Annotated in this window: 35 protein-coding genes; 4 read left to right on the top strand and 31 right to left on the bottom strand. The window is 35.1% G+C overall.

The annotated features are described in order from the left end of the window. Positions 1 to 5: 5 nt before the first annotated feature. The 25 genes from secY to rpsL form a co-directional block, all read right to left on the bottom strand. The gene (gene secY, locus CF599_RS00100) at positions 6 to 1,352 is read right to left on the bottom strand and encodes a preprotein translocase subunit SecY (protein WP_121964021.1); all 1,347 of its coding nucleotides are present in this window, start codon (positions 1,350 to 1,352) and stop codon (positions 6 to 8) included. Positions 1,353 to 1,368: 16 nt separating this feature from the next. Beyond that, the gene (gene rplO / locus CF599_RS00105) at positions 1,369 to 1,821 is read right to left on the bottom strand and encodes a 50S ribosomal protein L15 (protein ID WP_121964022.1); all 453 of its coding nucleotides are present in this window, start codon (positions 1,819 to 1,821) and stop codon (positions 1,369 to 1,371) included. An 11-nt stretch (positions 1,822 to 1,832) separates the two neighbouring features. After that, a complete protein-coding gene (rpmD, locus tag CF599_RS00110; RefSeq protein WP_006259478.1) occupies positions 1,833 to 2,015 on the bottom strand; it encodes a 50S ribosomal protein L30 in 183 nt (60 codons plus the stop codon). 12 nt (positions 2,016 to 2,027) lie between these two features. Next, a complete protein-coding gene (gene rpsE / locus CF599_RS00115) occupies positions 2,028 to 2,552 on the bottom strand; it encodes a 30S ribosomal protein S5 (protein WP_006259479.1) in 525 nt (174 codons plus the stop codon). Between the two features lie 6 nt (positions 2,553 to 2,558). Then, positions 2,559 to 2,909, bottom strand: coding sequence for a 50S ribosomal protein L18 (gene rplR, locus CF599_RS00120; RefSeq protein WP_121964023.1), 351 nt, complete (start codon positions 2,907 to 2,909; stop codon positions 2,559 to 2,561). An 11-nt stretch (positions 2,910 to 2,920) separates the two neighbouring features. Beyond that, positions 2,921 to 3,463 carry a 50S ribosomal protein L6 gene (rplF, locus tag CF599_RS00125; protein ID WP_121964024.1) on the bottom strand — a complete coding sequence of 181 codons (543 nt, stop codon included), beginning with the start codon at positions 3,461 to 3,463 and terminating at the stop codon, positions 2,921 to 2,923. Positions 3,464 to 3,480: 17 nt separating this feature from the next. Next, positions 3,481 to 3,879 carry a 30S ribosomal protein S8 gene (gene rpsH / locus CF599_RS00130; RefSeq protein ID WP_010251728.1) on the bottom strand — a complete coding sequence of 133 codons (399 nt, stop codon included), beginning with the start codon at positions 3,877 to 3,879 and terminating at the stop codon, positions 3,481 to 3,483. Between the two features lie 21 nt (positions 3,880 to 3,900). Continuing rightward, positions 3,901 to 4,170, bottom strand: a complete 270-nt coding sequence (gene rpsN, locus CF599_RS00135; RefSeq protein WP_006259483.1) for a 30S ribosomal protein S14 — start codon at positions 4,168 to 4,170, stop codon at positions 3,901 to 3,903. Positions 4,171 to 4,172: 2 nt separating this feature from the next. After that, positions 4,173 to 4,724 carry a 50S ribosomal protein L5 gene (gene rplE / locus CF599_RS00140; protein ID WP_121964025.1) on the bottom strand — a complete coding sequence of 184 codons (552 nt, stop codon included), beginning with the start codon at positions 4,722 to 4,724 and terminating at the stop codon, positions 4,173 to 4,175. A 2-nt stretch (positions 4,725 to 4,726) separates the two neighbouring features. Continuing rightward, positions 4,727 to 5,041, bottom strand: coding sequence for a 50S ribosomal protein L24 (rplX, locus tag CF599_RS00145; RefSeq protein WP_121964026.1), 315 nt, complete (start codon positions 5,039 to 5,041; stop codon positions 4,727 to 4,729). A gap of 12 nt (positions 5,042 to 5,053) precedes the next feature. After that, positions 5,054 to 5,422, bottom strand: a complete 369-nt coding sequence (gene rplN, locus CF599_RS00150; protein ID WP_121964027.1) for a 50S ribosomal protein L14 — start codon at positions 5,420 to 5,422, stop codon at positions 5,054 to 5,056. 2 nt (positions 5,423 to 5,424) lie between these two features. Next, positions 5,425 to 5,682, bottom strand: coding sequence for a 30S ribosomal protein S17 (gene rpsQ, locus CF599_RS00155; RefSeq protein ID WP_121964028.1), 258 nt, complete (start codon positions 5,680 to 5,682; stop codon positions 5,425 to 5,427). 17 nt (positions 5,683 to 5,699) lie between these two features. Further along, positions 5,700 to 5,891, bottom strand: coding sequence for a 50S ribosomal protein L29 (gene rpmC / locus CF599_RS00160; RefSeq protein ID WP_121964029.1), 192 nt, complete (start codon positions 5,889 to 5,891; stop codon positions 5,700 to 5,702). Positions 5,892 to 5,904: 13 nt separating this feature from the next. Beyond that, positions 5,905 to 6,324 carry a 50S ribosomal protein L16 gene (gene rplP / locus CF599_RS00165; RefSeq protein ID WP_006259489.1) on the bottom strand — a complete coding sequence of 140 codons (420 nt, stop codon included), beginning with the start codon at positions 6,322 to 6,324 and terminating at the stop codon, positions 5,905 to 5,907. A gap of 18 nt (positions 6,325 to 6,342) precedes the next feature. Next, complete coding sequence (rpsC, locus tag CF599_RS00170; RefSeq protein WP_121964030.1) at positions 6,343 to 7,062, bottom strand: 30S ribosomal protein S3; 720 nt, start codon at positions 7,060 to 7,062, stop codon at positions 6,343 to 6,345. A gap of 8 nt (positions 7,063 to 7,070) precedes the next feature. Beyond that, complete coding sequence (rplV, locus tag CF599_RS00175; protein WP_121964031.1) at positions 7,071 to 7,481, bottom strand: 50S ribosomal protein L22; 411 nt, start codon at positions 7,479 to 7,481, stop codon at positions 7,071 to 7,073. 9 nt (positions 7,482 to 7,490) lie between these two features. Next, complete coding sequence (gene rpsS, locus CF599_RS00180) at positions 7,491 to 7,769, bottom strand: 30S ribosomal protein S19 (protein WP_121964032.1); 279 nt, start codon at positions 7,767 to 7,769, stop codon at positions 7,491 to 7,493. Between the two features lie 11 nt (positions 7,770 to 7,780). Then, positions 7,781 to 8,605 (bottom strand): 50S ribosomal protein L2, encoded by an 825-nt coding sequence (gene rplB / locus CF599_RS00185; RefSeq protein ID WP_121964033.1) that lies wholly within the window; start codon positions 8,603 to 8,605, stop codon positions 7,781 to 7,783. Between the two features lie 6 nt (positions 8,606 to 8,611). Beyond that, a complete protein-coding gene (gene rplW, locus CF599_RS00190; protein WP_121964034.1) occupies positions 8,612 to 8,902 on the bottom strand; it encodes a 50S ribosomal protein L23 in 291 nt (96 codons plus the stop codon). A 7-nt stretch (positions 8,903 to 8,909) separates the two neighbouring features. Further along, positions 8,910 to 9,539 carry a 50S ribosomal protein L4 gene (rplD, locus tag CF599_RS00195; protein ID WP_121964035.1) on the bottom strand — a complete coding sequence of 210 codons (630 nt, stop codon included), beginning with the start codon at positions 9,537 to 9,539 and terminating at the stop codon, positions 8,910 to 8,912. After that, positions 9,539 to 10,156: a 50S ribosomal protein L3 gene (rplC, locus tag CF599_RS00200; RefSeq protein ID WP_121964036.1), complete on the bottom strand. Its 618-nt coding sequence runs from the start codon at positions 10,154 to 10,156 to the stop codon at positions 9,539 to 9,541. Before rplC ends, rplD begins: the two co-directional genes overlap by 1 nt. Before the next feature lie 110 nt (positions 10,157 to 10,266). After that, complete coding sequence (gene rpsJ, locus CF599_RS00205) at positions 10,267 to 10,572, bottom strand: 30S ribosomal protein S10 (protein WP_006259497.1); 306 nt, start codon at positions 10,570 to 10,572, stop codon at positions 10,267 to 10,269. 12 nt (positions 10,573 to 10,584) lie between these two features. Then, the gene (gene fusA, locus CF599_RS00210; RefSeq protein ID WP_121964037.1) at positions 10,585 to 12,720 is read right to left on the bottom strand and encodes an elongation factor G; all 2,136 of its coding nucleotides are present in this window, start codon (positions 12,718 to 12,720) and stop codon (positions 10,585 to 10,587) included. 21 nt (positions 12,721 to 12,741) lie between these two features. After that, entirely contained in the window at positions 12,742 to 13,218 is a 477-nt protein-coding gene (rpsG, locus tag CF599_RS00215; protein ID WP_121964038.1) for a 30S ribosomal protein S7, read from the bottom strand. A 25-nt stretch (positions 13,219 to 13,243) separates the two neighbouring features. After that, entirely contained in the window at positions 13,244 to 13,624 is a 381-nt protein-coding gene (rpsL, locus tag CF599_RS00220) for a 30S ribosomal protein S12 (RefSeq protein ID WP_090410210.1), read from the bottom strand. 890 nt (positions 13,625 to 14,514) lie between these two features. On the opposite strand from rpsL, the gene rlmB reads away from it, so the two are divergent. After that, entirely contained in the window at positions 14,515 to 15,249 is a 735-nt protein-coding gene (gene rlmB, locus CF599_RS00225) for a 23S rRNA (guanosine(2251)-2'-O)-methyltransferase RlmB (protein WP_121964039.1), read from the top strand. Positions 15,250 to 15,254: 5 nt separating this feature from the next. Beyond that, complete coding sequence (locus CF599_RS00230; protein WP_121964040.1) at positions 15,255 to 16,304, top strand: hypothetical protein; 1,050 nt, start codon at positions 15,255 to 15,257, stop codon at positions 16,302 to 16,304. On the opposite strand, the gene CF599_RS00235 is transcribed toward CF599_RS00230, so the two are convergent. After that, complete coding sequence (locus CF599_RS00235) at positions 16,301 to 17,068, bottom strand: rhomboid family intramembrane serine protease (protein ID WP_121964041.1); 768 nt, start codon at positions 17,066 to 17,068, stop codon at positions 16,301 to 16,303. The genes CF599_RS00230 and CF599_RS00235 overlap by 4 nt on opposite strands. A 188-nt stretch (positions 17,069 to 17,256) precedes the next feature. Between CF599_RS00235 and CF599_RS00240 the strand changes: the two genes are divergently transcribed. Further along, positions 17,257 to 18,534, top strand: coding sequence for a replication-associated recombination protein A (locus CF599_RS00240; RefSeq protein ID WP_121964042.1), 1,278 nt, complete (start codon positions 17,257 to 17,259; stop codon positions 18,532 to 18,534). Between the two features lie 29 nt (positions 18,535 to 18,563). Here the strand turns inward: CF599_RS00240 and CF599_RS00245 are convergent, their stop codons facing one another. The 3 genes from CF599_RS00245 to murC all read right to left on the bottom strand — a co-directional run bounded on the left by CF599_RS00245 (position 18,564) and on the right by murC (position 21,913). Beyond that, positions 18,564 to 19,262 carry a YjjG family noncanonical pyrimidine nucleotidase gene (locus CF599_RS00245; RefSeq protein ID WP_121964043.1) on the bottom strand — a complete coding sequence of 233 codons (699 nt, stop codon included), beginning with the start codon at positions 19,260 to 19,262 and terminating at the stop codon, positions 18,564 to 18,566. A 33-nt stretch (positions 19,263 to 19,295) separates the two neighbouring features. Further along, positions 19,296 to 19,988 (bottom strand): DNA repair protein RadC, encoded by a 693-nt coding sequence (radC, locus tag CF599_RS00250; protein WP_121964044.1) that lies wholly within the window; start codon positions 19,986 to 19,988, stop codon positions 19,296 to 19,298. A gap of 563 nt (positions 19,989 to 20,551) precedes the next feature. Further along, positions 20,552 to 21,913: a UDP-N-acetylmuramate--L-alanine ligase gene (gene murC, locus CF599_RS00255; RefSeq protein WP_121964045.1), complete on the bottom strand. Its 1,362-nt coding sequence runs from the start codon at positions 21,911 to 21,913 to the stop codon at positions 20,552 to 20,554. A 155-nt stretch (positions 21,914 to 22,068) separates the two neighbouring features. Between murC and CF599_RS00260 the strand changes: the two genes are divergently transcribed. Further along, positions 22,069 to 22,506: a DUF4190 domain-containing protein gene (locus CF599_RS00260; RefSeq protein ID WP_121964046.1), complete on the top strand. Its 438-nt coding sequence runs from the start codon at positions 22,069 to 22,071 to the stop codon at positions 22,504 to 22,506. 461 nt (positions 22,507 to 22,967) lie between these two features. Here CF599_RS00260 and CF599_RS00265 read toward each other — a convergent pair whose 3' ends face one another. Beyond that, the gene (locus CF599_RS00265) at positions 22,968 to 25,286 is read right to left on the bottom strand and encodes a hypothetical protein (protein WP_121964047.1); all 2,319 of its coding nucleotides are present in this window, start codon (positions 25,284 to 25,286) and stop codon (positions 22,968 to 22,970) included. Next, positions 25,246 to 26,250: a hypothetical protein gene (locus tag CF599_RS00270; RefSeq protein WP_121964048.1), complete on the bottom strand. Its 1,005-nt coding sequence runs from the start codon at positions 26,248 to 26,250 to the stop codon at positions 25,246 to 25,248. The genes CF599_RS00265 and CF599_RS00270 overlap by 41 nt, the downstream gene beginning before the upstream one ends. Positions 26,251 to 26,320 lie beyond the last annotated feature (70 nt).

Raw genomic sequence — 26,320 nt, forward strand, 5'->3', positions numbered from 1 at the left:
AAAAACTAAGCTGTTGCTCTTCTATTTTTACCACTTGTCATCATGCTATCATATTGTTTATTCAATAAATAAGCATTGACTTGTTGAATTGTATCGATTACAACACTAACCATAATCAATAATGATGTACCTCCATAAAACATTGCCCAACCTTGTTGAACTCCTAATAAACTAACTACGATTGCAGGAAAAACTGCTATCAAAGCTAAGTAAAGAGATCCTGGGAATGTGATTAAAGACATGATTCTATCTAAGAAATCGCCTGTCTCACTACCTGGTTTAATACCTGGTATAAAACCACCACTTCTCTTTAGATCATCGGCCATCTTATTAGTAGGTACTGTAATTGCGGTGTAAAAGTACGTAAAAATTATGATTAATAAAGCAAAAAGTGCATTATACTCCCAACCGAACACATTATGAAATGTTGTACTGATCGATTTAGCAGTATCTGAAGTTGATAAACCAGCTACTGCAGCTGGCACAAACATAATTGCCTGAGCAAAAATGATTGGCATAACTCCTGATGCATTTAACTTTAATGGAATCCACTGACGATTACCGCCTAACATAGATTGATCATAAGTTCCTGAAGCACTTCTTCTTGCATATTGAACCGGTATACGTCTCACTGCAAGAGTTAAATAGATACAAGCAACAATGATTAACAACCATAAAATTACTTCTATAACTACCAACATTGGTCCTCCATTAGTTCCAGTCATTCTTGATTGGAATTCTTGTATAAAAGACATCGGTAATCTAGCAATAATTCCGACCATGATCAATAATGAAATTCCGTTTCCGATACCTTTATCAGTAATTTTTTCACCTAACCACATTGCAAAAACAGTTCCGGTCACTAGTATAATTACTGAAGAAAACAAGAATGAGAAAGAGTTGAAACCTAACAAAAATGCGTCTGGTGGTAATTGCACATACAAGTTATAGATGTAACTAGGCCCCTGTAATAAAGTAATACCAATGGTCAACCATCTTGTTATTTGGTTCATCTTCTTTCTACCGCTTTCACCATCGTTTTGTAGTTTTTGTAAATAAGGAACAGCCATTCCCATCAACTGAACTACTATGGAAGCAGAAATATAAGGCATAATACCTAATGCAAATACAGATGCTTGCGCAAATGCACCACCTGTAAAAACATTTATTAACCAACCGATACCTTGATCAGTCTGGTCAGTTAAAGCTTGCAATTTCGTTGCGTCAATACCTGGAAGGGTAACTTGTGTACCAAAACGGTACACAAGCAATAACCCTAAAGTTATCAAGATTTTGTTCTTTAACTCTTCTATTTTCCAAATACTGGCTAATGTTTCAAAAAACTTCTTCATCTTGTCTATTAAGATTTTATAACGTTACAATTTCTCCACCAGCTGCTTCGATTGCCTCTATTGCAGATGCTGAAAACTTGTGTGCAGAAACTTTTAATTTTGCTTTAATCTCTCCACGCCCTAAAACCTTAACTAAACTATTCTTAGAAGTTAATCCTAACTCAACTAAAAGAGCAAAATCAACAGTATCTTTAACTACTCCGCTATCAACTAAAGATTGTAATCTTTCTAAGTTGATAACATCATACTCTACTCTATTGATGTTTTTGAAACCAAATTTAGGAACACGTCTTTGAAGTGGCATTTGCCCTCCTTCAAATCCGATCTTTTTAGAATATCCTGAACGTGATTTAGCACCTTTATGTCCTTTTGTAGAAGTCCCTCCTTTACCAGACCCTTCACCACGACCAAGACGTTTGTTTTGATTGTGTACTGAACCTTTTGCTGGTTGTAAATTACTTAAATTCATACTCTACAATATTATTTAGCCTCTTCTACAGAAACTAAGTGTTGAACTTTACTTACCATTCCTAAGATTGCAGATGTAGCATCATGTTCTACAACTTGACCAATCTTACGAAGTCCTAAAGCCTCTAATGTTCTCTTTTGTACAAGAGGACAATTGATTTGGCTTCTTACTTGTTTTACTTTAATTTTTGACATAATTCTCTCAAATTAACCTTTAAATACTTTTTCTAAAGAAATTCCTCTTTGTTTTGCAACTGTAGAAGCACTTCTTAAACGTAATAAAGCGTCAAAAGTAGCCTTCACAACGTTGTGAGGATTTGAAGAACCTTGAGATTTAGATAATAAATCTTTAATCCCTACAGATTCCACAACTGATCTCACAGAACCTCCAGCAATAACTCCAGTACCTAATGATGCAGGCATCAATAAGACTCTTGCTCCACTGAATTTTCCTTTTTGTTCGTGAGGAATAGTATGACCATTTAAAGGAACTCTAACTAAGTTTTTCTTTGCATCCTCTACTGCTTTAGCGATTGCTTCAGAAACGTCTTTTGACTTACCCAAACCATGACCCACTACACCGTTTTCGTCACCTACAACTACCACAGCTGAGAACCCGAAAGCTCTACCACCTTTAGTAACTTTAGTAACACGGTTTACACTAACCAAACGATCTTTAAGATCAAGACCAGTTGGTTTTACAAATTCTACGTTTTTATAATTTTGATACATAACTAATTAGAATTTTAATCCAGCTTCTCTAGCGCCTTCAGCTAATGATTTAACACGACCGTGGTATAAATAACCTCCTCTATCGAAAGATACAGTTTCTACACCAGCTTTCAAAGCTTTCTCTGCAATTAGTTTCCCAACCGATGCAGCAGTTTCAATATTGGTTCCTCTTGCTATACCAGCTTCTCTTGAAGATGCTGCAGCTAAAGTTACTCCATTCACGTCATCTATGATTTGTGCATAGATTTCTTTATTACTTCTGAATACAGAAAGTCTTGGTTTAGCAGCTGTACCGCTTACAATCTTTCTAATTCTGAATTTAATACGTTGTCTTCTTTCAGATTTTGTTAATGACATAGTCTTAATTTTTAAGCTGATTTACCTGCTTTTCTTCTTAACTCTTCACCCACAAACTTGATACCTTTTCCTTTGTAAGGTTCTGGTTTACGGAATGAACGGATTTTTGCTGCTACCTGACCAACTAATTGTTTGTCAAATGAAGTCAACTTAATAATTGGATTCTTACCTTTTTCAGATATAGTTTCCACTGTAACTTCTGTTGCAATATCCATCACGATATTATGAGAGAAACCTAAAGCTAAATCTAACTTTTGTCCTTGGTTAGCAGCACGATATCCTACCCCAACCAATTCCAAACTGATAGTAAATCCTTCTGAAACTCCTTTAACCATATTGTTGATTAAACTACGGTATAATCCGTGTTTTGCTCTTTCAATTTTATCATCCGAAGAACGCTCAACAATTACCTGGTCTTCTTCAATTTTAATACTGATTGTATCAAACTTTTGAGAAAGCTCTCCTAATTTACCTTTTACAACAACCTCTCCTTCTTTAACGTCTACCGTTACTCCTGCAGGGATCGCTATTGGACTTTTACCTATTCTTGACATCTCGTAGTCTTTTTAAATTAGTATACGTAACAAACAACCTCTCCACCAACATTCAATTGTTTCGCTTGTTTACCTGTCATCAACCCTTTAGATGTTGACACGATAGCGATTCCTAAACCATTTAAGATTCTTGGAAGATCTGATGCAGAAGCGTATTTACGCAAACCTGGTTTACTAATTCTTTGGATATCTCTAATCACAGACTCTTTTGTGTCTTTGTCATATTTCAAAGCTATTTTGATTGTTCCTTGAACTGAACTATCATCAAACTTATAGCTTAAGATATATCCTTGATCGAATAATATTTTTGTGATTTCTTTTTTGAAATTCGATGCTGGAATCTCAACCACTTTATGGTTAGCTCTCACAGCATTTCTAATTCTTGTAAGGAAATCTGCTATTGGATCTGTATACATGTTTTTACCTTTAAATCTTAATTACCAACTTGCCTTTTTTACTCCAGGTATCAAACCGTTATTTGCCATCTCACGGAAAGTAACACGAGAAATACCGAATTGACGCATATACCCTCTAGGTCTTCCTGTTAATTTACATCTATTGTGTAAACGTACTGGAGAAGCATTTTTAGGTAACTTTTGTAATCCTTCGTAATCACCAGCTTCTAAAAGAGCTGTTCTTTTAGCTGCATATTTGTCAACTAATGCTTGTCTTTTAACCTCACGGGCTTTCATTGATTCTTTAGCCATACTTAATTCTTTTTAAAAGGTAATCCTAATTCAGCAAGTAAAGATTTCGCTTCTTTATCTGTGTTAGCAGATGTAACGAAAGTGATATCAAAACCAGCGATTTTGTTAACTTTATCGATATTGATTTCAGGGAAAATGATTTGCTCAGTAACACCTAAGTTATAATTTCCTCTTCCATCAAAACCATCAGATTTAATACCTGAAAAGTCTCTTACTCGTGGTAAAGCAGAAGTTACTAAACGATCTAAAAATTCATACATTCTCTCTCCGCGTAACGTTACTTTTGCACCAATTGGCATTCCTTTTCTTAATTTAAAAGTAGCAACGTCTTTCTTTGAGATAGTAGCAACTGCTTTTTGTCCTGTAATCTTAGTTAATTCCTCAACAGCGTAATCAACTAATTTTTTATCAGAAACAGCAGCACCAACTCCACGGCTCACAACGATTTTCTCAAGTTTTGGAACTTGCATCACGTTTTTATAACCGAATTCCTCAGTAAGAGCAGAGATAACTCTGCTTTTATATTCTTCTTTAAGTCTTGGTATATAAGCCATAACTATAATACTTGATTTGATTTTTTAGAAACTCTTACATTTTTTCCATTCTCATTTTTGATAGTTACTTTCGTAATATCATTTGTCTTAGGATCTACGATCGCTAAGTTAGAGATTTGGATAGGAGCCTCTTTTTTAACAATTCCACCTTGAGGGTTTGAAGCACTTGGCTTCACGTGTTTTGAAACAATATTCACCCCTTCAACAATAGCTTTGTTTTTTTCACGTAAAATACGTACAACTTTACCTTCAGTTCCTTTGTAGTCACCTGCGATAACGCGTACAGTATCTCCTGTTTTTATCTTTAGCTTAATCATGTTTAGAACGAATTATAACACCTCAGGTGCTAATGATACAATTTTCATGAATTGTCTTTCACGAAGCTCTCTTGCAACCGGACCAAAAACACGAGTTCCTTTCATCTCACCTGCAGCATTTAACAATACACATGCGTTATCGTCAAATCTGATATAAGATCCATCAGCTCTTCTCACTTCTTTTTTAGTACGAACTACAACTGCTGTCGAAACGCTACCTTTTTTCACGCTTCCGTTTGGAGTTGCTTCTTTAATTGAAACTACAATTTTATCACCTACAGAGGCATAACGACGTTTCGTTCCTCCTAAAACACGGATAGTCAAAACTTCTTTTGCTCCCGTATTATCTGCTACTTTAAGTCTAGATTCTTGTTGTACCATAATTATTTCGCTCTTTCAATGATTTCAACTAATCTCCAACATTTTGATTTAGATAATGGACGTGTCTCCATAATCTTTACAGTATCACCAATGTTGCAATCATTTGTTTCGTCGTGTGCAACGTATTTCTTAGTTTTCAACACGAACTTACCATATAATGGGTGCTTTACTCTCTTTGTTTCAGACACAACAATAGATTTCTCCATTTTGTTGCTAGTAACAACACCTATTCTCTCTTTTCTTAATTTTCTATTTTCCATCTTTCGGCAGAATACAATTATTGTAACTCTCTTTTACTTAACTCTGTATTCACTCTCGCAATACTTCTTCTTACATCTCTTAGTTGTAATGGATTCTCGATTGGAGAAATTGCGTGAGCAGATCTTAAGTTATTATATGTGCTAGTCAACTGCGTAAGTTGCTCTTGTAATTCAGCTACAGATAGATTTACTATTTCTGATTGTTTCATGATAAAAATTTTATTATGCTTCGAAATCTCTAGCAATTACAAATTTAGTTTTTACAGGAAGTTTTTGAGCAGCTAAGCGTAATGCTTCTTTTGCTACTGAAATTGGCACTCCACCAACTTCGAACATAATTTTTCCTGGTTTAACTACAGCAACCCAGTATTCTACTGCACCTTTTCCTTTACCCATACGTACTTCTAGAGGCTTCTTAGTAATAGGTTTGTCTGGAAATATTTTGATCCATAACTGCCCTTCACGTTTCATGAAACGAGTAGCAGCAATACGTGCTGCCTCGATTTGACGTGAAGTTATAAATGCAGAGTCCATAGATTTGATTCCAAACATACCATTTGAAAGTTCATGCCCTCTTTGAGAAATCCCTTTCATTTTACCTTTCTGTACCTTACGGTATTTTGTTCTTTTAGGCTGTAACATTTTTCTTCAGTTTAAAAATTACTTTCTTTTGCGTGGGTTTGGTTTTCCTTTTGGAGATCCTGCTGACTTAGATTGTTTTTTATCCATTCCAGCTAACGGAGAAAGATCTCTTTTACCGTAAACCTCACCTTTCATGATCCACACTTTGATTCCCATTCTACCATAAGTAGTGTGAGCTTCTGCAAGTGCATAATCGATGTCTGCTCTGAAAGTTGACAACGGAATTCTACCATCTTTGAAAGTCTCAGAACGAGCCATTTCAGCACCGTTTAAACGACCAGAAATCATAACTTTGATTCCTTCTGCATTCATTCTCATCGCTGCAGCAATAGCCATACGGATTGCTCTACGGTAAGAAATTCTGCTTTCAATTTGACGAGCGATACTAGCAGCCACTAAATATCCGTCTAATTCAGGACGTTTGATTTCAAAGATATTGATTTGAACTTCCTTATCAGTAATCTTTTTCAATTCCTCTTTTAACTTGTCTACCTCTTGTCCACCTTTTCCGATAATGATACCAGGTCTAGCTGTAGTGATAGTAACGGTTACAAGTTTCAAAGTTCTCTCGATGATTACTTTTGATACACTAGCTTTTGATAAACGAGCATGGATGTACTTTCTGATCTTGTGATCTTCAGCGATTTTATCACCGTAGTCATTTCCACCATACCAGTTTGAGTCCCATCCTCTGATAATACCAAGGCGATTCCCGATTGGATTAGTCTTTTGTCCCATACTGCTTATTAATTGCTTTGTGTGTTATTACTAGATCCTAACACGATTGTAACGTGGTTAGAACGTTTTCTGATTCTGTGTGCTCTACCTTGAGGTGCAGGACGAAGTCTTTTTAACATCATTCCTCCATCTACTCTGATTTCTTTCACGATCAATCCAGCTTCTTCAATATTTGCTTCGCTGTTTTTCGCTTGCCAGTTAGCAATTGCAGACAAAAGTAATTTCTCTAAATTACGAGAAGCTTCTTTTGAACTGAATTTTAATATATTTAGAGCTTTTTCTACTTTCTGTCCTCTTACTAAATCCGCTACTAAACGCATTTTTCTAGGAGAAGTAGGGCAATTGTTTAGCTTTGCAAAAGCAACTTGTTTGTTAGCTTCTTTTATCTGCTCAGCTCTTTCTCTTTTACGAACTCCCATAGCTTCTTATTATTTTTTACCTTTATTCTTTGCACCAGCGTGACCTCTAAAAGATCTAGTTGGTGAAAACTCCCCTAATTTGTGTCCTACCATGTTCTCTGTTACATAAACAGGAACAAACTGACGACCATTATGTACTGCGATAGTTTGTCCAACGAAGTCTGGTGTAATCATTGAAGCTCTAGACCAAGTCTTGATTACTCCAGTTTTTCCACTTTCTACGTTTACTTGAACTTTTTTCTCTAACTTAAAGTGAACATAAGGTCCTTTTTTTAACGAACGTGCCATGTCTTAATCTTTTATTTCTTTCTACGTTCAACGATATACTTATTACTCGACTTAACTTTAGAACGAGTTCTGTACCCTTTAGCAGGCATCCCGTTTCTAGAACGTGGGTGTCCTCCTGATGAGCGACCTTCTCCACCTCCCATTGGGTGATCTACTGGGTTCATTGCTACTGGTCTAGTTCTAGGTCTTCTACCTAACCATCTTGATCTACCAGCTTTACCAGAAACGATTAATTGGTGATCGTGATTAGATACTGCTCCGATAGTAGCCATACATTCTAACAAAATCAAACGGATCTCTCCAGATGGCATTTTGATAGTAGCATATTTACCATCTCTAGCAACTAACTGAGCGAAAGTACCAGCTGAACGAGCGATAACAGCTCCTTGTCCAGGACGTAATTCGATACAAGATATAACAGTTCCTAAAGGAATTTTGCTTAAAGGCATTGCATTACCAACTTCTGGTGATACATCTGCTCCTGAAACTACAGTTTGTCCTACTTGCATACCGCTTTGAGCAATGATGTATGACTTAGCTCCATCTACATAAGCGATTAACGCGATAAATGCAGTACGGTTTGGATCATACTCGATTGATTTAACAGTAGCTGGGATACCAACTTTAGTTCTTTTAAAATCAACTAAACGGTATCTTTGTTTATGACCACCACCCATGTAGCGCATGGTCATTTTTCCTTGACTATTTCTACCTCCAGATTTTTTTTTCGGTGCTAGTAAACTACGCTCCGGCTTATCAGTTGTTATAGCGTCAAAACTATTTACAACTCTAAAACGCTGACCTGGGGTAATAGGTTTTAATTTTCTAACTGACATTATTTATTAGATATTTGAATAAAAGTCTATATTATCTCCTTCTTTCAATTCAACTATTGCTTTCTTAAAAGCATTAGTTTTAGCGTTGATCATACCACTTTTCGTGAACTTAACAGAACGCTTCGCAGCATAGTTCATAGTATTAACGTTAACAACTGAAACTCCATAAGCAGCCTCAACCGCTTTTTTAATTTCAATTTTGTTTGCTTTTCTATCAACAACGAACGCAAAACGTCCGAATATTTCGCCGTCTTTAGTTACTTTTTCTGTAATTATAGGCTTAATTAAAACTCTCATATTCCTATTATTTACTTAAATTTTCTACTATTCCTGCTACAGAACCCTCAGTTAACACTAAACTTCCAGCATTTAAAATACCGTAAGTACTTAATTCAGAGTTAGTTACAACAGCAGCCTTCCCTAAATTGCGTGATGACAAATATACATTTTTATTTGATTCACCAAACACAAATAGAGATTTTTTATTTTCTAATCCTAAACCACTTAATACTTTGATGAAATCTTTAGTACTTGGTGCTTCGAAATTAAAGTTCTCAACAACGATTAAATTTGATTCTTTTACTTTGATAGAAAAAGCAGATTTTCTCGCTAAACGTTTTAAACCTTTGTTCAATTTGAAAGAGTAACTTCTTGGTCTTGGACCGAAAACTCTACCTCCTCCACGGAACACTGGAGATTTAATACTTCCTGCTCTCGCAGTTCCTGTTCCTTTTTGTTTTTTAATCTTACGAGTACTTCCAGATATCTCAGCTCTTTCTTTAGCTTTATGAGTACCTTGTCTTTGATTTGCTAAATATTGTTTAACATCAAGATATACTGCGTGATTGTTTGGTTCTATACCGAATACTGAATCTAAAAGTTCAACCTTTCTACCAGTATCTTTTCCTGTGATATCTAAAACTTTTACTTCCATTACTTCTGAACGATTACGTAAGAGTTTTTGTGTCCTGGAATTGCTCCTTTAACAACAAGTAGATTTTTATCACCTACTACTTTTAAAACTCTAAGATTTTGTACTGTTACATTTACTCCTCCCATTCTTCCTGCCATACGCATTCCTTTGAATACTCTAGAAGGATAAGAAGAAGCTCCTACTGATCCAGGTGCTCTTAAACGGTTTTTTTGTCCGTGAGTAACTTGTCCAACTCCACCAAATCCGTGGCGTTTAACTACCCCTTGGAAACCTTTACCTTTTGAAATACCTTGTACGTCTACAAACTCTCCTTCGTTGAATAAATCAGCAGTGATAACATCACCTAATTTATACTCTCCAGCGAATTCCTTAATTTCAACGACTTTTCTTTTAGCAGATGTTCCAGCTTTCTTAAAGTGACCTAACTCAGCTTTAGTAGCATGTTTCTCTGTCTTGTCATCGAAACCTAGTTGTAACGCTTCATACCCGTCAACCTCAATGGTTCTGACTTGGGTAACGACATTTGGACCTAATTCGATTACTGTACATGGAATGTTTTTTCCATTTTCGTCGAAAATACTTGTCATGCCGATTTTTTTACCAATTAACCCAGACATAATATTAATTATTAATTATAAATTCTTTTATTTTTCTAAAGGGACTAAGTATTAAGACCTCTATACAATCTTAATACTTAGTTATAGATTTTTCTGTTAGCGTGTAATTATCACACTTTGATCTCTACTTCAACTCCACTAGGTAACTCTAATTTCATTAGAGCATCAATAGTTTTAGAAGATGAAGAATAGATATCTAACAATCTTTTGTATGAACTTAATTCAAACTGCTCTCTAGCTTTCTTGTTCACGTGAGGAGAACGAAGAACAGTAAAGATTTTTTTATGAGTAGGTAATGGAATAGGTCCAGTTACTACTGCTCCTGTACTTTTTACAGTTTTTACGATTTTCTCAGCTGATTTATCAACCAACATATGATCGTAAGATTTTAATTTTATTCTGATTTTTTGACTCATTTTACTCTAAAATTAAGCGTTTCCTTTTGCTTTAGTGATTACTGCCTCTGAAATGTTTGATGGTGTTTCAGAGTAGTGAGAGAACTCCATTGTAGAAGTAGCTCTACCAGATGATAATGTTCTTAATGTAGTTACATAACCAAACATCTCTGATAATGGAACAGAAGCCTTAACAACTTTAGCACCATTTCTGTCATCCATACTGTTGATTTGTCCACGACGACGGTTCAAATCTCCAACGATATCACCCATGTTCTCTTCAGGAGTCAATACTTCTAACTTCATGATAGGCTCTAAAATGATCGCTCCAGCAGCTTTAGCAGCAGCTTTATATCCCATTTTAGCTGCTAATTCGAATGATAATGCATCCGAGTCAACCGCGTGGTAAGAACCATCAGTTAAAGTTACTTTCATTGAATCCATTTCGAATCCAGCTAAAGGTCCTTGTTTCATCGCCTCTCTAAATCCTTTCTCTACAGAAGGGATATATTCTTTAGGAACGTTACCACCTTTAACTTCATTTACGAACTGTAATCCAACGAATGGTTTTCCATCAACGTCATCAGCAGGTCCCATTTTGAAAACAATATCAGCAAATTTACCACGTCCACCAGATTGCTTTTTATAAGCTTCTCTATGTTGTGCATCGCGTGTAAGAGCTTCTTTGTACTCAACTTGTGGTTCTCCTTGATTAACTTCAACTTTAAACTCACGTCTCATACGGTCGATTAACACGTCTAAGTGTAACTCTCCCATTCCAGAGATTACAGTTTGTCCAGACGCTTTGTCAGTCTTAACTGTAAAAGTTGGATCTTCCTCAGCTAATTTAGCTAAAGCAGTACCCATTTTATCCATATCCGCTTTTGTTTTTGGTTCAATAGCGATACCGATTACTGGATCAGGGAATACCATACTTTCTAATACGATAGGATGTTTTTCATCACATAAAGTATCTCCAGTTTTGATATCTTTAAATCCAACAGCAGCTCCAATATCTCCAGCTTCAATATATTCTACTGGGTTTTGTTTGTTAGCGTGCATTTGGTAGATACGAGAAATACGCTCTTTATTACCAGAACGAGTATTTAACACATATGATCCAGCGTCTAAGTGTCCTGAATAAGCTCTAAAGAAAGCTAAACGACCTACGAATGGGTCAGTAGCGATTTTAAATGCTAATGCAGCGAAAGGCTCAGTAACAGCTGGTCTACGCATAATTGGCTCTTCAGTATCAGGATCTGTACCTTCGATAGCTTCCTTATCCATTGGAGAAGGTAAATAACGACAAACAGCATCTAACATGAACTGAACTCCTTTATTTTTGAATGATGATCCACAAGTCATAGGGATGATACTCATATCAAGAGTAGCAGCACGTAAAGCAACGTGAATTTCATCCTCTGTGATTGAATTCTCATCTTCCATATATTTCTCAAGAAGATTCTCATCATAAGCAGCAATCTCTTCGATTAACTGACCTCTGTATTGTTTTACTTCAGCCAACATATCTTCTGGGATAGCTACCACGTCAAAAGTAGAACCATGATTCTCATCATGCCATACAATCGCACGGTTTTTAACTAAGTCAACGATACCTCTGAAATCTGCTTCATCACCAATAGGTAAAACGATTGGCACTGCGTTTGATTTCAACATATCTTTTACTTGCTGACAAACCATTAAGAAGTTAGATCCTTGACGGTCCATCTTGTTAACGAATCCCATACGTGGAACTTTATAGTTATCAGCTAATCTCCAGTTAGTTTCAGATTGAGGCTCAACACCATCAACTGCACTAAATAAGAATACTAATCCATCTAATACACGTAAAGAACGGTTTACCTCTACAGTAAAGTCAACGTGTCCAGGAGTATCAATAATATTGAAGTGGTACTCCATAGACTCAGGTATTACAGCTCCTTGAGTTGTTGGGAAATTCCAAGTACAAGTAGTAGCTGCTGATGTAATAGTAATCCCTCTTTCAGCCTCTTGCTCCATCCAGTCCATAGTAGAAGATCCTTCGTGAGTCTCTCCCATTTTATGGTTTTTACCAGTGTAGAACAAAATACGTTCAGTAGTTGTAGTCTTACCAGCATCGATGTGTGCAGCGATACCAATGTTTCTTGTATATTTTAAATCTCTTGCCATTGTATATAGTTTCTGTATGGATTAAAATCTAAAGTGAGAGAATGCTTTATTAGCTTCAGCCATTTTATGAGTATCCATTCTCTTTTTAACAGCAGCTCCTTCTTCTTTAGCAGCAGCTAAGATTTCAGACGCTAATTTTCCAGCCATAGATTTCTCATTTCTTCTTCTAGCATACAAAATCATCCATTTCATCGCCATAGAGATTTTTCTATCTGGACGAATTTGCATTGGAATTTGGAATGTAGCTCCTCCAACACGACGAGAACGAACCTCTACGTGTGGCATAACGTTAGTTAACGCTTCTTTCCAGATTTCTAATGAAGTTTTTTCTTCATCTTGTTTTTTCTCTTCAACGATTGCTAAAGCATCATAAAATACTTTAAAAGCCGTTGATTTCTTACCGTCCCACATTAAGTTGTTCACAAAACGCGTCACTAATTGATCATTAAATTTTGGATCTGGTAAAAGAGGTCTCTTTTTCGCCTGTCTTTTTCTCATGTCTTCTTCTTAAACGTTTAAACGATTATTTTTTGTCTTTAGGACGTTTTGCTCCGTACTTAGATCTTCTTTGAGTTCTACCGCTTACTCCTGCAGTATCCAAAGCACCACGTACAATGTGGTATCTAACACCTGGCAAATCTTTTACCCTTCCACCTCTAACTAATACTATCGAGTGCTCTTGTAAATTGTGTCCTTCACCTGGGATGTATGCGTTTACTTCATTACCATTTGTTAAACGTACCCTTGCAACTTTACGCATTGCAGAGTTAGGTTTTTTTGGTGTAGTAGTATAAACACGCGTACAAACCCCTCTTCTTTGAGGACAAGAATCCAAAGCAACCGATTTACTCTTCTTAGTCAATTGGGTTCTCCCTGTTCTTACTAATTGTTGAATTGTTGGCATAATGTTTATTAATAATTTCTACAATATATTATTCCGCACTATATACGGGGTTGCAAATGTATAACTATTTTTCAATTATTCAAATCACAAAGCATTAATTTTCAACATAATTAATTTTTTTAATCCTAAATACTGCTCTCAATAACTTTTTCTTTCCTTTTCAACTATTTCAAAAAAGTTATCAACAATTATATCTACGATTCTTTATCAATTCAGCACATTTAAATAGCTACAATTCAATTCATAATAGCCCTAAAAAACAGTTAAAGATTATTTCTTCTACAAAAAACAGTCCGACCTCTACTAATATCACGTTTTTAAAGCTATTACCAAACCATTTTATCGAAGGATCCTTTTATTCATAGGAAATTCATGATGATATTTAATCAGTAAACTCATTTACACATACACCTTCTTTTACTGAAATCTTAAACCAAATAGACATTCTAAGCAAAAGCAACTCGAAAAACAAAGGATTAGAGCCTAATTTGTTTTATAACTAGTATACATATATACTCAGAAGCTTACTAAAAGTAATTTGACTATCCCAATAGCTTCATTATTCTTAGTGTAGAATAGATTTCTAGCTATCTAATGCCAGGATTATTAGTCAACTCACTAAAAAGAATTTCACCTATAATATATATCACATCAAAATTCAATCTTACCAAAAAAAACTATTTAAACCTGTTCCATTATTATAGCCTTTACTTAGGCTTTTAAAATCCTTTTACTTATTAAATAACATGACCATCTTTTAAAACAAGATGGCCCTAGACATAGTCAAAAAAAGGCATTAACAAAATATACACACTAATTTTAAACATGCTCTATTACATTAATCTATCTTTGCGCGTTTTTTAGAAATATATTATAACTAACTTTGCCCCATGGAACAGGACAATCAAATATTTGGTATTCGCGCGATAATCGAAGCCGTAGAAGCAGGAAAAGATATTGATAAAGTATTCATTCAGAAAGATGCTTCTGGAGACTTAATGAATTCTTTATTAAAAAGCTTAAAGAAGAACAACATTAACTTTTCGTACGTGCCTATCGAAAAGCTTAATAAACTTACAAACAAGAACCACCAAGGTGCTGTGGCTAATATATCTCCTATCTCTTTTGTTTCTTTAGAGACATTAGTAGAAGGTGTATTAGAAGCTAAAGAGAAACCTCTATTCGTTATTCTTGATCAAATATCAGATGCGCGAAACTTCGGAGCTATCATACGTACTGCAGTATGCTGTGGTGCTGACGGTATCATTGTTTCTAAGAATGGTGCAGCTCCTGTAAATGGAGATACAGTTAAAACTTCAGCTGGTGCTGTATTTAATATTCCTATCTGTAAAGTAGATCATATTAAAGATGCTGTATTCTATCTTCAAGGATCTGGTGTAATCACTCTAGGTGCTACGGAGAAAGCAGAAAAAGAAATATATGATGCAGAACTTAATGTGCCTTTAGCTATCATTATGGGTAGTGAAGACAAAGGGATCAATCCATCAGTATTAAAGATTATCGATGAGAAAGCTAAGCTACCTATGTTTGGAGGGATTGAATCTTTAAATGTATCTGTTGCTTGTGGAGCTTTCTTATATGAAGCTATCCGTCAAAGAAGATAATCATCATGGAAAAAGACACTAAGAGACAACAAAAAAAACCGAGCTACCCAGTCTCGGTAGAACTAGCTAGTTATCTTACTAAATATAAACGTGTAACTAAAACGAGTATATTATATGAAGATTTACTAAGGTTCAGTGGTTGTATTAGTGTCGAAGATAAATATGGTAATGATACACTGTGGTTAAGAGTTTACTATCCAGAACACGAATATACAGAGATCGAGGCAAGCTTAACTAAGATATACACCCTACTTCACTCAGATGGAGATGTGGATACCTTACAGCACCTGACCGTTGACTCTATAGACTTTTGTTCTTTTGGTAACTCGCAGCCATTCCGTGTTAAAGTAAGAAATAAGCTAAATGATATCTATACTAATTTCTATATTAAAAAAGCCGATGCGTCTCGTATCTATGGCTTAGAATTAGAAGAAATGCTATCTCCTTATACAATGAATTACATTGTACATAAGGATACATTAATAGAAGAACATATCATGGGAATTCCCGGTGATGTCTTTATAAAAGAACACCTGGCTCTATGCAGTGAATTAGAGAAGTCCCAAATAGCAAAAGAATATGTAAAGTTCAATGAGCGTTGCCTAATCGGACTTTTAGGTGACATGCGTTCTTATAACTATGTGATTATTCCTACACATGATTTTGATCATGTAGTATATCGCATACGCCCTATTGACTTTGATCAGCAGTGTTATGAAGGTAACCTAAAGTTTTATCTACCACAGTTCTTTAAAGAGAATAGTACTATCGTTCAACTTGTCTTAGAGAAGTTTAAAGATACTTCGATAGAACAATACAGAAAAGAGATACGATCAGTATTAGTCAGAAGAGTGCTAAGTAACAAGGAACGACTAGATGATCTTCTTAATGTTATGAAGCATGACACCATCGCTCCTGAAGAGCATGTAGATCAACTCAAAACTGACCTATATGAGTATGTACACGAAAAAGCATTCAAGTACTGTAATACGATGGGGGAAGTACTGGAAACAGCAATTGAATTTACAATCAAAAACTATAAAAGCACCTTCTAAGGTGCTTTTATAGTTTTTACTCTATCCTCACTATAATAACTTACTAAGACAGGTAGTGTCTTTCTGTAAGGATCTTTATCTATTACAACTTTTGGAATAACAATAAAGTTGCCATTCTCATCGAAGCACCTCATAAAAGGATCTGACTGCGGATCAAAGTTAGGATCTTGCCACTCATACTTATATCCTTTCTCAATGTGATCAGGAGATGCCACTATAAAACTTAAGAATAGTCCTGTAACAAATCCACTCAAGTGTCCCTCCCACGAAATACCCTCTTCTACATCAGGAAACATATACCAAATCGTACTTCCGTATAAGATAACTATTAATAGAGATAAAGCCATTAGTCTGTAATATCGTGTCTGCACTCCCTTAAAGAACATAAAACTCACTAAAACATATACTAATCCACTTGCCCCTATATGATAACTATCTCTACCTATAATCCATGTTCCTAATCCTGATAATAATATTCCAAAGACTAAAACTACTAATGCTTGTTTCTTATAGAAATATTGCAACATCAATAACAAGACGAACAAAGCAACCGAGTTATTATACAAGTGCTTTAGTCCTCCATGGATAAAAGGGCTAAAGATAATTCCTTTCAATCCTTCTATTCTACGAGGCCGTACTCCATACTCATGTAGCTCATAAAAGTTATTCCAATCTACCCAATATACTCCCCATATCAATACAATAAAGAATATTGGGAGTAATAGTAGGTTAATAGATAAAGGAGGTAATTTTTCTTTACTCATAATTAAATTCCTTTACTACTATAAATATACTGTATTTTGCTGTTGATTGTTTTTCCGTTCACACCATTTTAGCATATCCTTCTTTTAAGTCCTTTCACATCCTAGATGTAATTGTATAGAAGAGGTAGAAAAACATCGTATTGTGAAAAAGAGATTGTATTTTTGTAAGAAGACATTTAATCACCATCATGGAAGCACCTTTAGCAGAACGCGTACGCCCTCAAACATTAAGTGACTATGTAAGTCAAGATCATTTAGTGGGAGAGAACGGAATATTAACCAATCAACTTAAAATAGGTTTTATCCCTTCTTTAATTTTTTGGGGACCTCCTGGTACAGGTAAAACTACCTTGGCAGAGATTATAGCTAAGGAAAGCGAGCGTCCATTCTATGCGCTTAGTGCAATTAACTCAGGTGTAAAAGATATCCGTGAAGTCATAGAGAAAGCAAAGTCGAGTGGAGGTTTATTCACTCCTAGAAACCCCATCTTATTCATTGATGAGATACATCGCTTTAGCAAATCTCAACAAGATTCTCTTCTCGCTGCTGTTGAACGTGGGTGGGTAACTCTTATAGGTGCTACTACAGAAAACCCAAGCTTCGAGGTTATACCTGCGCTATTATCAAGATGTCAAGTCTATACATTAAATGCTTTTACTAAAGAGGACTTACAGCAGCTACTAGATCGTGCGATCAGTAAAGACTCTATATTAAAGAAAAAGAACATCACACTATCTGAGACAGAAGCACTATTTAGAATGTCTGGAGGTGATGGACGTAAACTCTTGAATACTTTTGAGCTTATCATTAACTCTACCAATGAGGATGAAATAGTCATCACGAATGATAGAGTAATGCAGATCGTTCAGAAGAATACTGTCCTATATGACAAGACTGGTGAGCAACACTATGATATTGTCTCTGCTTTTATTAAGTCTATCAGAGGGAGTGATCCTAATGGAGCTGTCTATTGGTTAGCCAGAATGATAGAAGGTGGTGAAGATGTTAAGTTTATCGCTCGTAGATTACTTATCGCGGCATCAGAAGATATCGGTAATGCTAATCCAACTGCTTTAATTATGGCAAACAACACCTTTCAGGCAGTCTCTTTTATTGGATATCCTGAAAGCAGAATACTACTTAGCCAATGCGCCATCTATTTAGCAACCTCTCCTAAGAGCAACTCCACCTATTTAGCTATAGGTCAAGCTCAGCAATTAGTGAAGCAAACAGGAGATCTATCTGTACCTATTCACCTTAGAAATGCACCAACTAAACTAATGAAAGAACTAGGTTATGGACAAGAATACCTATACTCTCATGACTATACAAACAACTTCGTAGAACAAGAGTTTCTACCAGATGAAATACAAGGAACGGTTCTCTATGAACCTGGTACTAATAGTAGAGAGAATGGTACTCGAGAATTTCTTCGCAACAGATGGCAGTTTAAATATAACTATTAATATAGTCCGATATAAATCAAAAAGACCTGCTATAGCAGGTCTTTTAATTCTATTAATTTCTGTACGTGATAAATCTGTGGTGTTACCTTATCTTTTGATTGACTGTAATAGATAGCATCCATTCCCACTCCTAATGCACCCTCTATATCTGCTAGGAAATTATCTCCTATCATTACAGATTCTCCTACTTTAACCTTTGCCTTATCTAAAGCATAGTTAAATATCTCAGGATTAGGTTTACTCACTCCTGCCATTTCAGAATTAGTCACTGTCTTAAAGTATCCTGATATACCTGAACGATCTAGCTTCTTAGTCTGCACTTCATCAAATCCATTAGTGATGATATGAAGCTTATACTTCTCTTTCAGATAATCTAATACTTCTATAGTACCATCGAAAAGGTAGTTGTGATTAGGCATTGCTTTTAAATAATCATCTCCCATCTTTAACATTTCTTCTCTCGTAGACTGATATCCTAATTTAGCAAATGTATCTCTAATTCTACCAATGCGCAACTCTTCTTTTGTCACTTGGTTTAAACTGTATTTATCCCAATACATATTGTTAATCTCAACATAGTGACTTAAGAATAACTCTGTGCTAAACGGTAATTTCAACTCCTCAATAACATCATTAAAAGCTAAAGCAGAATTCTTCTCAAAGTCCCAAAGGGTATGATCTAGATCAAAGAAGATATCTGTCTTACTTGTTAAGCTTTTTACTCCCATTTTTATAATCTTTTATTTGAATAGCAAAAGTACTTATAAAATTCCTTCATCGGCAAAACTGTAGTAACTATATTCTGTGATGATCAAATGATCTAAAAGGTGAATATCCATAATCTTTCCTCCTTCCTTTATCTTCTTGGTAATTTGAATATCTGCATCACTAGGTTTCACCTTACCACTAGGATGATTATGTACTAAGATAATTCCTACAGCTTTCTGCTCTAATGCCGTTTGAAATAAAAGTCGTACATCTACTACCGTACCTGTTATCCCTCCTTTACTCAACGGGAATTTAGACCTAACCTTATTCGAATTATTGAGATAAAGTACCCAAAACTCTTCATGATCTAAATCACCTATCACAGGATTCATAATTTCGAATACATCACTACTTGAGTTAATCATCGGATCTTCTATTCGCTCACTTAATCTCCTGCGTTGTCCTATCTCAAGAGCAGCTATAATAGAAATTGCTTTCGCTTCTCCTATTCCTTTAAATGCAGTAAGTTTAGAGATACTCTGCTTAGCTAATACACTTAAATTATTATTATAAGTTGCCAATATCCTTTTGCATAAATCTACAGCAGACTCATCTTTATGTCCTGACCCTATCAGTATCGCTAATAACTCCGCATCACTTAGAATAGTCTTGCCCTTTAACATTAGTTTCTCACGTGGTCTATCATCTTCTGCCCACTGTTTTATCGTAATCTTTTGGTTCTCCATAATCAATAGTTTTGAACAGTAAATCGAATCAAAAACTAAGCCTTGGATATTAAAATGATATAAAGGAATTGTAAAATTACTACCACTATTCAAATAATTACATACATAGCTAACATTCTATAATCAACATTAAAAATTAGGGATTAAGCAATTTATTTGAGACAAGAGCTCATCCAGAATGGCTCAAGAATCCTTCAACAAAAAGGACTTATAATAGAACAATGTTGTGGTAATGTTGAAGAAGTGTTGAAGTGGCTGTACTAAAAGATAAGGATTCAAGATGTTTACTTTATCTTTTGAGTAGCTTAAACCCAGAATCCGCATTCGACCTATACTACGAACAAATTCTACTTTACATCTCTTTCATTTCTTCTAAAACCATACTATAGTATGCTTTTTTCATAAATTCAGAGCTGTTTTGTATAATTCATTCTCGTTAATAGGTCTATCGCGTATTCCGGGTTAAACTATACATTCCATCTACTTGATTCCCAATAAAAAAGTCACCAACTACAGGAGTAATTGGTGACTTTCATCATCTATTATCGTAACAGATATCTCTATTACTTATTCTTTACGTTATCACTAAAAGCTTGCATATCTAGCCCGCCATAGTTACCTGAACTCATAAATAACAATACTGAGTTAGCTAAATCTAGTTGATCTAAGTAACTCTTAAAATCACTTGCATTTGTATAAGTTGCTAGTCCTTCTCGTTTAAACGCGGCTTGCATTTGTTCTTGAGAAATCTCTGGCATATTCTTAATCTTTAATGCATCTAATGAGTAGAACACAACAGCTTCATCTGCCTTGTCTAATGCACCCTCATACTGAGATAAGAATGCAGAGTTAAGACTACTATAAGTATGCAATTCAAGACATGCTATAACTTTCTTACTTGGATATTGCGCTTTCACAGCCTCAGTAGTTGCTTTCACTTTACTAGGTGAATGAGCAAAATCTTTATAGATAACAGTATTATCTGTTTCTACAAGTTTTTCTAATCGCTTAGACGCTCCTTTAAATGATGCTATCGCCTCATAAAAATCCTCTTCATCTATTCCCATATTCTGACAAATCCACTTCGCACCACTGATATTACTCAAGTTATGCTTACCGAATACTTCTAATGGCATAGGTCCATCATTAGTATCTAAGTAAGTCTGTTCATTCTCTATGGAATATGAAGGAGTAGTATAAGGTATTCTTCTGATAGGATTAACAGTCTCTTCTGCTAACTTCGCTACGATAGGATCTTCCTCATTATATACAAGAATACCTCCGTTAACTATCTTATCAATAAAAATCTTGAATTGTTCTACGTAGTTATCAAACGTAGGAAACACATTAATATGATCCCAAGCGATACCACTTAATAACGCTATATTCGGTTGGTAGATGTGAAACTTAGGTCTAAGATCTAGAGCTGATGATAAATACTCATCCCCCTCGATCAACATAAACTCATTATCAGAAGTAAGATTAACCATACGGTCAAATCCTTCTAACTGTGCTCCTACTAGATAGTCTACCTCTACATTATGATAGTGCATCACGTGTAATATCATAGAAGTAATGGTAGTCTTTCCGTGTGAACCACCGATAACTACACGAGTCTTATTCTTAGAATGCTCATAGATAAACTCTGGGTAAGAGTATATAGTCAGTCCTAATTCTTTCGCTTTTAATAACTCAGGGTTATCACCTTTAGCGTGCATACCAAGTATAATAACATCTATATCATTTGTTATCTTCTCTGGATACCATCCTTCTTCTTTAGGCAATAATCCTTTAGCAGCTAATCTAGATTTAGAAGGTTCGAAGATAGTATCATCACTACCTGTCACTATATCTCCTTTAGCATGTAAAGCTAAAGCTAGGTTGTGCATTGCACTTCCTCCAATTGCGATAAAATGTATACGCATTATATATTTCTTTTGACTTTTAGTATTCTAATTCAATACGTAAAAATACGACTTTATTACATTTAACACTCTTTTGATTTAAATATCTTATTACTGATTTTCATCAATCCACCTTGACTGTTAAAAGAATATTAATATCTTTATCAAAAAAAACTATGCAAAACAATAATTACCCTCCTCCTGCTCCAACACAGCAAACATCTGTATTAGGAATCATATCATTAGTATTCGCTATAATAGCACTAGTTGTCTCATTCATACCTTGTTTTGGGTACTTCGCTATTTTTATTGCACTAGTCCCTATAATTGCTTCTATTGTGGTATTAGTTCAAGCTAAAAAAACAGGAGAACCAAAAGGTCTTGCTATTGCAGGTTTAGCCATTGGAGGTGTTGCCTTATTAATTGGTCTGTTTTGGGGAATTCTATTAGGTGGTTTTACTAGTCAACTACAAAAAGATCTTAATAATCACGATTATTATGATACTACTGATTCTATAGAAGAGCCTTATTATCAAGAAGAGGAAGCTGAGGATACTGATGTAGAAATATTTACTGAAGATACTGATACTACTGCACAAGATACTAACCAATAGTTATCAGTGAAGAAGAGTTCTCCGTATTTTATCATCAATGTAAGTTTTGCAGTATTACTCTCCGTAATGTTTCTATATCTATACTTTATAGATAGTTTAGATATTAACGAATTGCGGATCAAATCATCTTGCGAAAGCTTACCTGAATACTTATGTAAAAGCAGAGGACTTACTAGAGACTTTATCTCTATACTTCACAACAGAGGTAATACTACATATCTTATCAATCCTTATAGTATAAAGATATTTTTGTTTTTCTTATACTGTTGGATAAGTAGAATACTGATTTCATTACTTCCATACCGATGGACTAGTAGAGTATTGATCACTATTGATATCATCCTCATAAGTATATTCTTTTTAATAGCCTTTTTACCGTTGGTAATACTATAGGCTTTTATCAAAATACAACCCATAAAAAAAAGCTCAAGTCACCTTGAGCTTTTTTTATGGGTTGTATTTTATTCTATTCCTAAATATTTTCTAAAGTAACCACATTCCTTGATTACCTCCTGGTAATACTTCGTATCACTATAATTATTCTTTAAGTCTACGAATCCTTTCCACTTCTTAAACATAACAGCATCTCCCCATCCACCACTGTAGTAATCACCACTGTGGTATGTCAAAGTATAGAAATCATTTCGTTCTAATTTAGCTTCGAAGTAGGCTAACTTAGCTTTCTGTTCTTTAGTTGTTGTATTCTTTTTAGCGATGTCATAATACTTACGAGCATTGCGCATATTTAGAATATTAGAACGGTTACCTGTACTGATTGTATTACTTCCATACTCATCCCAGATACTATTATAGTAAAAACTACGTCCGTTACCAAAATATGTAACATTATAGAATGCGTTCCCTACTAGCATTGCATTATTAAAGACATCTACACCATTAGCTACATTGCTCTCCATCTCTTTTAGTTTCTCTAAGAACGATAACTTAGTATATACTGTAGTCTGCTTAGCAGCGTGGTCACAGTCATTACAGTCCTTAATCTTACCATTAAACGGATTGCCATATAGCTGACTAGAACTATACGTCATCTCTGTATAGTCATCATCATACATATTTTTCTTCTTAACTGGCTTTGCCTTTTTCATTTCAACGATTGCCTCATCTATCTTATCTTCATAGAATAGGTGAATAGCGCGACTCTCATATATATCACTTAAGTTAAACTGATATAGTGATGCAAACAATGACTCTATCCCAGAATGATTAGTACGCAATAGGAAGTTCTCCATAGCCACTGACTGCTTGCCGTCTTTATAATACTCTACTCCTTTTGAATTTAGTATCTCAGACATAATAGCATTACCTTGTTCCTTATATACCACAGACAGAAACTGACGTATCCATCCTGCTGCATATTCATATCTAAAAGGATCACTATAGTCATTCTTAACTAAATCAACATATACCCATTTTAATTCAGGTAGCAACTTCTCTTCTGTACTCTTATCCAACTTCTTGATTTGAGACACAGTATTAATAAGTGCAAATAATCTCACTTGCTCTTCAAGTAGTTTATCACCTTTCTTTACATAAGCACTTGCTTCTTCGATTTGTTTCGTAGCACTTTTATAATCACCTTGGAAGATATCCATATATCCTGCTGCTAATTTCCAAAGTACAGGGTTAGCAACATCTTGAGGTTTATCAGCTATAGTCTTAACCCACTTCAGTGTATTCTGATCTATTTTCTTCTTAATAGCTTTGAAGTACTCATCACGAGATTTAAAACTACTCTCTGTAAACACATTTACTTCTTGCTCCTGAAGGTTCACCCATCTAGTCAATACATAATCTATATGCGGACTTTTCGGATTCACTTCATAAGCATTCTTCATTGATTCTCCTAAATCTCCATAGTATCCCATAATCGCCCAAATAGCTGCTTTTACTTCTTTATCAGAAGTACTATTAACTATCTTAGTCATCGTAGGTTTATCTAATGGCTTAAAGTTATATAAGGCTACTTGACGCATAGAAGGTTCCTTGTCAAATACCGTTGCATATAGCACATTAGACTTCATAAAGTCTGCCTTCTCATAATGAGCTCCTGCTACATAAGACATCGCTCTATAGTATAGTGTATTGTGAGGTTGGCTACTCGCTGTAGTTTCAAAGTAAGATATAGCACTTCCCTTATCTGCTGAATAGAACTTCGCTTTCATCACCTGAAACCACATTCTGTTCATATAGAAAGTATCTTTCTTATCCATCTTCTCATAGAAACTCTGAACTTTGGCTACATAATCATTTGGCAATTGATCTCTTAATTGCTTTTCATAATTCCAATATTCAAAGTCTTGTGCAGAGTATTGTTCTATTGTTTTAGCGAAGTTTAAAAAGTTAATAAAGTTCTCTACTTTCTTATTCTTTAAATCTAAGTCATAGATGCTACTTCTCTTTTTCCCTTTTTTAAGTTCACTGTAAATAGTGTGCATTGTCCCTATCTCAAACTCGTTTGAGACTAAACATTCTTTTACTACAGCCTCAGGAATAGCATTGCCTAAATACTTTACCCAATCACTTACTATATCATCATTATACATCCCTGTATTAAACATATATGCACCATCGTAAAAACGCTCACTAGGTGCAAAAAATAAAGGCTTGTATGACTTATCTACAAACGCTTCTGGTGTAAAACTAGATAGAGACGAATAACTCCACCATCCATCAGCACATCCATAAGAGTAAACCCCTGCTCCCAATAGCAGTGATAAACTACTTACATATAATAATCTCTTTCCAAACTTCTTTTTCATAATAAGGAATATTTCTTGAATTTAAATCATATAATATAATCTCAGATGGACATTTCCCACTTGCCTTCTGAAGATCTTGTTTCATTTCTAATAACTGCTCACTAGTTGTCGTTTCAACTTTAATCTGATCCCCTACCAAGAATAGCTGACCGAAGTACACCCCTTCTTCTTCTACGACATACCTAATACTATCCATTTTCTTAAAAGCAGCTATCTTCTCCACATCACTTGTTCTAACCCTACTGATCATACGCAACACTTTATTCTCTCGGGTATGTATCGCCCAAGCGTATATCGGTAAAGCATACTTCAGTTCTAATGGATAATCAGCTAGAGCTCCTATATACTTCTTCCCTATATTTCTATCGTAAATAGAGTTAAGTGTGTCTGAAGCAATAGTTCCCATATTATAATACATCAGTACTCCATAATTCACTTTCGGAATACCAGTCTTGCTAGCATATTTCACTTGGTGTAATCGGATAGTAGACGACACTTCCCAGTTGCTCTCTTTCTTTATTTGTTCAATCAATTCGAAGAATGAATCTTTACTCTTTAGACTCCAGTCGCAGTCAAGTTGTATCTCATCTGTCACGATATGATTATGCTTATTAATCTGATTGATATAATCTATAATTTTCTTCGCTAATCCACGATCCACTCTTCCGTTTAACAACACATCATTCTTAATATAAACAACAGGTATTATCTCTAGATTAGGAACAGAATCTTTAAACTGGATAGGGCGAATAGGTATTGTATTATCCACCTTTAGTCCAATATCAAAATAGCGGATATACAACCTCTCTACTTCTAAGTCTTTTAGAGTAGATCGTTCTAATGAATCAAGTTGAAAATTCGTTCGCCAATAGTAAAAAGACAACTTCGTATCTACTTGATTGTCTTTCTTAAAACCACAGCCTACTACTAGCAAAAGGCATAGAAATAACACATACTTTTTCATACTGTAAACTTAAACTACGGTTCAGATATGAACAAAAAAAAACGCCTAAATAAATTAGGCGTTTTGAATT

This window comes from Myroides sp. N17-2 (assembly GCF_002286775.1).
Taxonomy (GTDB): Bacteria; Bacteroidota; Bacteroidia; order Flavobacteriales; family Flavobacteriaceae; genus Flavobacterium.